Source organism: Neisseria sp. P0022.S010 (genome assembly GCF_051956635.1).
In genome coordinates this window covers 1-5,608 of record NZ_JBQCXF010000182.1, presented here as the reverse complement: position 1 = coordinate 5,608, position 5,608 = coordinate 1, and the positions used below count along the sequence as shown (strand labels likewise).

The window sequence follows — 5,608 nt, the reverse complement described above, 5'->3', positions numbered from 1 at the left end:
GCATACAACGGCCACTAATTCATAATCAGGAAATCGTATGAACAAACTTTTAGTAACAATATGTATTCTAGTTCTATCTGCTTGTGCTACAGATACTTACCACCACCAACCACAACAATATAGAAAGCCTCAGAAACCCTCATACCGGCGCGTTGTTCAGGAATGTAATTATCACCAAGATAAAAACTCAGTTCAAAATCCTAAGATTATTACTGATACAAGAAAACAAGAATGTAAAAACTTTCGTAGCCAAATGATGTAAGTCATTACCACCTACATTCTCAAATACAAGGCCGTCTGAAAATCTTTCAGACGGCCTTTTCCTTATTCAAATCCTACTCTCTATTCCGCTCATTCCAAAAGTAACGCCATACAAAGCATGGGAAAGCAAAAATCAGGTAGAGGCAGACAACGGTCGCGTAAAACTCCCAATCTTGGGCATGTACGGCTCCGGCACGTGATTCGAGGATATAGGCGAGGATCGCGGTAAGAAGGAGGCCTGCTAGCAATTCGATCAAGTGATGGCCGATATGTTTGCGTTTAAGGGCGATGATGCCGAAGAATTTGGTGGTAATAAATGGTGCGTTGGCAAAGATAAGTGCCAACAGCAAAAGAATGTACATGGATGCAGTCATGGTGGTCTTTCTGTTTTCAGACGGCCTGTGTGTGATTTTAACATGTTAAATGGGCATTCTTGCCTATCATTATCCGTAGAATATTCAATATCTTGATGATGCCCGCTTGATGATTGTTCAAAGGCTTGAGGCCGTCTGAACTTGGGGGATATTTCATCCGAATGCGAATCCTAACAAAAACGGCGACTTTGGAACAGCCGCCGTTGTTTTTGTTTGAAACTTACAGGGTATTTTCCAATGCTTTGGCACACCAGTCGATAACGGTTTGCGGCATGATACCCCAGAGGAGCAGCAGGAAGGCATTGACCGTCAGGACAAATTTGGCGGCATAGTTGCTGCCGACCGGCTGATCATGGTCAGGCGCATCGAAGTAGATGACTTTGACCACGCGCAGGTAGTAGAAGGCGCCAATCAGGGACATGATAACGGCAAACACTGACAACCAGACATAGCCTTGTTTCAAGAGCGCCATAATCACGCCGAACTTGGCGTAGAAGCCCATCAGCGGCGGAATACCTGCCATGGAGAACATGGACAGCAACATCAGGAAGGCAAACCATGCATGGCGTTGGTTAAGACCCGCGAGGTCTTTAATGTTTTCACACTCAATGTCTTTGGTGGACAATACCATCAAAACACCGAAGCTGACTGCCGCCATCACAGCATAGGTAATAGCGTAATACAAACCAGCGGTAAAGCCGACCGCGCCTGCCATAAACGCCAACAGGATAAAGCCCATGTGCGATACGGTGGAATAGGCAAGCATACGTTTGATATTGGTTTGCATGATGGCGGCAAGGTTACCGACCACCAAAGATGCAACGGCAAGGATGGCCAACATCGGCGCCCAGTCTGAATGTATGGTACCCATACCGGTAACAAGGATACGGAATGCAAAGACAACAGCGGCAATTTTCGGAGCCGTACCCACAAAGGCGGCAACAGAGGTCGGCGCGCCATCGTACACATCAGGTACCCACATATGGAATGGAACCGCACCCAATTTAAATGCAATGGCAACTACAATAAACACCATACCCAATTTCAACAACCATTCATTGGCCTGCTCATTGAAAGCAGAAGCCAAGACGGAAGCAAAATCAAGAGAACCGGTGGCGCCATAAACCATGGAAATACCATAGAGTAGCAAACCGGAGGCCAACGCGCCCAATACGAAGTATTTCAGCGCGGCCTCGGCAGAACGACCGGAATCACGGCGCAGGGCAATCATGGCGTACAGCGACAAAGACAACAGCTCCAAACCGATATACGCGGTCAAGAAATGTGCCGAGCTGACCATGACGCTCATACCCAACAGGGCAAACAGCGACAAGGTATAAAACTCGCCTTTAAAAATTTGGCGGTCTTGGTTGTACGGTTTACTGTAAATAAACAGACCAAACGTCAGTGCATACAACACTAGCTTCGCCAAACGGGACATGCCGTCTGCAATATACATACCGTGAAAGGCATCGACACTGCCCTGCTCCCATACTGCCAATTGGGTGACAGCCACAATAATGACCGTTCCCAAACTCATCAGATGGGTCAAATAGCGGTTTTTATCGCAAATCCACAAGTCTGCCAGCAATACGACACCCAATAGCGCAAGCAGCACGATTTCGGGCATGGTGGGCATTAAATTCAAATCAGACCAGTTCATTTACACACCTCAAATCTTGCTTTGTGCCACATGGGCAATCAAATCGTTTGCCGCTTGATGCACCACTTCGATAAACGCTTGCGGATACAGACCCATGCCCAAAACAGCAACCGCCAAAATTGCCAAAATCGCAAATTCGCGACAATTGATGTCTTGCATTTCGGCAACGTGCGGATTGTGGATCGCACCAAAAATAACGCGTTTGTACATCCACAGGGTATAAGATGCACCGTAAATCAAGGTCATGGCAGCCAACGCGCCTACCCAGAAATTCACTTTAACCGCACCCATAATCACCATAAACTCGCCCACGAAGCCTGAAGTCGCAGGCAGACCGGCATTGGCCATACCGAACAACATCATAAACGCCGCAAACTTAGGCATCACATTGACCACGCCGCCATAATCGGCAATATTGCGGGTATGCAGGCGGTCGTACATCACGCCGATACACATAAACATCGCGGCAGACACGAAACCGTGGGAAATCATTTGAATGATTGCACCTTTCAATGCCCAGTCATTCAATTGGCCGTTCACAAACAGGAACATACCTAAAGTGACAAAACCCATATGACTGATGGAAGAGTACGCTACCAATTTTTTCATATCGGTTTGCACCAAAGCCACCATACCGATGTAAATCACGGCAATCAGGCTCAATACGATGATTACAGGGGCAAAATAGCGTGCCGCATCCGGCATAATCGGCAGGATAAAGCGCAAGAAACCATACGCACCCAGTTTCAGCGTAATCGCCGCCAACACCATCGAACCACCGGTCGGCGCTTCAACGTGGGCATCCGGCAACCAAGTGTGCACAGGGAACATCGGTACTTTTACAGCGAATGACAGGAAGAACGCTACAAACAAAAGCTGTTGTACACCCAACGGAATCTGTTTGATGTTTTGGAAATCGACAATAGAGAAGCTGCCTGTTTGATAGTACAGGTAAACCATGGCAACCAACATCAAGAGCGAACCCATCAGCGTATAGAGGAATAGCTTGACCGACGCATAGACGCGGCGCGGGCCGCCCCATACACCGATAATCAGGTACAGCGGAATCAACATACCCTCGAAGAACACATAAAACAGAATCGCATCCTGCGCGGCAAACGCGCCGTTAATCAAACCCGACATCATCAGGAATGCCGCCATATACTGCGCCGGACGTTTCTGAATAACTTCCCAACCGGCCAATACCACCAACAGCGTAATAAACGCATTTAAGATGATAAAGAGTACTGAAATACCGTCCACGCCCAATGCGTAGTTGATTTTCAGAAGCGGAATCCACTCGTGGAACTCGGTAAACTGATAGCCGCCGCTCAAACGGTCGAACCCGGTAAACAGGGGCAGCGTTACCAAGAAACCGGCAAGCGCACCCATGAAGGCAAGCACACGCGCCAGCGGCGCACGGCTGTCTTTACCGGTCGCCAAAACCAGCACACCTGCGGCGATGGGTATCCATATTGCCAAGCTGAGTAGGTAGTTGGGAAACATAGTGGTTAACCTGTGGTTAAAATAAAAATGTGTTTATGTGGATATTTCTTCGCTTCAGACGGCCTGAAGGTTTAAGGCCGTCTGAAACCTTATTCTTATCGGAACAATCCCCAGAAAGTCATGCCGAGCAGTACCAATACGCCGAACACCATAGCGGCGGCGTAGGTGTAGATAAAGCCGGTTTGGGCTTTACGCACTTGCGCGGCAATCGCGCCGACCAGTTTGGCGGAGCCGTTGACAATACCGTTGTCGATAATGGCAGTATCGCCGACTTTCCAGAAGAAGGTACCCAATGTGCGCGTGCCTTTGGCAAAAACGTTGAAATACAGGGCATCAAGGTAGTATTTGTTTTCAAACAAAACGTAAATCGGACGGAACGCCTGTGCAATTTTCGCTGGCAGGTGCGGCAGTTTGACGTACAGAAGCCATGCGCTCAATACACCTGCGATAGCGAGGTAGAGTACAGGCGAATGCAGGCTGTGCGACACCATCGCCAATGCGCCGTGGAACTCTTCTTTCATGATGTGCATGGTCGGATGCGCGTCGGCGTTGACGAAAATCACGTCTTTGAAGAAATCGCCGTAAAGCATGGGTTCGATGGCGATGTAGCCGATGATGACGGACGGAATCGCAAGCAGAATCAGCGGCAGGGTAACGACCAGCGGGCTTTCGTGCGGATTGTCGTTTTTGCCCAAGCCGTGATGTTCTTCGCCATGATGATCGTCATGATGCTCAGGCAGGCTGCGCCATTTTTCTTCGCCGTGGAACACCATAAAGTATTGGCGGAACGCGTAAAACGCGGTAACGAACACGCTGGCGAGGACGGCAAAATAGGCAAAGCCGCTGCCCGGCAGGGTGCTGTATTTCGCCGCTTCGATAATCGAGTCTTTGGAGTAGAAGCCGGAGAAGAACGGCGTACCAATTAGCGACAAGTTACCGATCAGCATGGTCAGCCAAGTAATCGGCATGTATTTTTTCAGATTGCCCATGTGGCGCATATCTTGGTCGTGGTGCATACCGATAATGGCGCTACCCGCCGCCAAGAACAGTAAGGCTTTAAAGAAGGCGTGGGTCATGACGTGGAACATCGCCACGGAATAGGCGGACGCGCCCAGAGCCACGGTCATATAGCCCAATTGCGACAGGGTGGAATACGCAACCACGCGCTTGATGTCGTTTTGAATCACGCCTAAGAAACCCATAAACAGGGCGGTAATCGCACCGATTACCATGATGACAGACAACGCAGTGCTGCTCATCTCATAAATCGGCGACATACGCGATACCATAAACAGACCGGCGGTAACCATGGTTGCGGCGTGAATCAATGCAGAAATCGGGGTCGGGCCTTCCATCGAATCAGGCAGCCAGACGTGCAACGGGAATTGTGCCGATTTACCCATCGCACCGACAAACAGGAGCAAACAGGTTACAGTAATCAAAGACCATTCCACACCGGGGAACAATTGAATGGTGGCCGTCTGAACATTAGGCAGATAAGCGAATACATCTTGATAGCGCAAGCTGCCGCCGAAATAGGCAAGCACCAAACCGATACCGAGCAAAAAGCCGAAGTCGCCGACACGGTTGATCAAAAAGGCTTTCAGGTTGGCAAAAGTCGCGCTCGGACGTTTGAAATAGAAACCGATCAAGAGATACGACACCAAACCCACAGCTTCCCAGCCGAAGAAGAGCTGGATGAAGTTGTTGCTCATAATCAGCATCAACATGCTGAAAGTAAACAAAGAAATATAGCTGAAGAAGCGTTGGTAGCCGACTTTTTCATCGTGCATATAGCCGATGG

Annotated in this window: 5 protein-coding genes; 1 reads left to right on the top strand and 4 read right to left on the bottom strand. The window is 49.1% G+C overall.

Annotation, left to right across the window (positions count from 1 at the left end):
* The first annotated feature begins 37 nt into the window (after positions 1-37).
* On the top strand, positions 38-262 hold the full coding sequence (locus tag ACTHUT_RS13175) for a hypothetical protein (RefSeq protein ID WP_137041428.1): 225 nt from the start codon (positions 38-40) through the stop codon (positions 260-262).
* A 73-nt stretch (positions 263-335) separates the two neighbouring features.
* On the opposite strand, the gene ACTHUT_RS13170 is transcribed toward ACTHUT_RS13175, so the two are convergent.
* The 4 genes from ACTHUT_RS13170 to nuoL all read right to left on the bottom strand — a co-directional run.
* Positions 336-635 (bottom strand): DUF2818 family protein, encoded by a 300-nt coding sequence (locus ACTHUT_RS13170; protein ID WP_250599375.1) that lies wholly within the window; start codon positions 633-635, stop codon positions 336-338.
* A 220-nt stretch (positions 636-855) separates the two neighbouring features.
* On the bottom strand, positions 856-2,298 hold the full coding sequence (nuoN, locus tag ACTHUT_RS13165; protein ID WP_250599373.1) for an NADH-quinone oxidoreductase subunit NuoN: 1,443 nt from the start codon (positions 2,296-2,298) through the stop codon (positions 856-858).
* Between the two features lie 9 nt (positions 2,299-2,307).
* Positions 2,308-3,804, bottom strand: a complete 1,497-nt coding sequence (locus ACTHUT_RS13160) for an NADH-quinone oxidoreductase subunit M (protein WP_250599371.1) — start codon at positions 3,802-3,804, stop codon at positions 2,308-2,310.
* Positions 3,805-3,899: 95 nt separating this feature from the next.
* The coding region (gene nuoL, locus ACTHUT_RS13155; protein ID WP_440418878.1) for an NADH-quinone oxidoreductase subunit L at positions 3,900-5,608 on the bottom strand (1,709 nt) is incomplete at its 5' end.

Excerpts from the sequence above, each read along its gene's own strand:
- nuoN (WP_250599373.1), bottom strand. The coding sequence starts at position 2,298 with ATGAACTGGTCTGATTTGAATTTAATGCCCACCATGCCCGAAATCGTG.
- ACTHUT_RS13175 (WP_137041428.1), top strand. The coding sequence starts at position 38 with ATGAACAAACTTTTAGTAACAATATGTATTCTAGTTCTATCTGCTTGT.
- ACTHUT_RS13160 (WP_250599371.1), bottom strand. The coding sequence starts at position 3,804 with ATGTTTCCCAACTACCTACTCAGCTTGGCAATATGGATACCCATCGCC.
- ACTHUT_RS13170 (WP_250599375.1), bottom strand. The coding sequence starts at position 635 with ATGACTGCATCCATGTACATTCTTTTGCTGTTGGCACTTATCTTTGCC.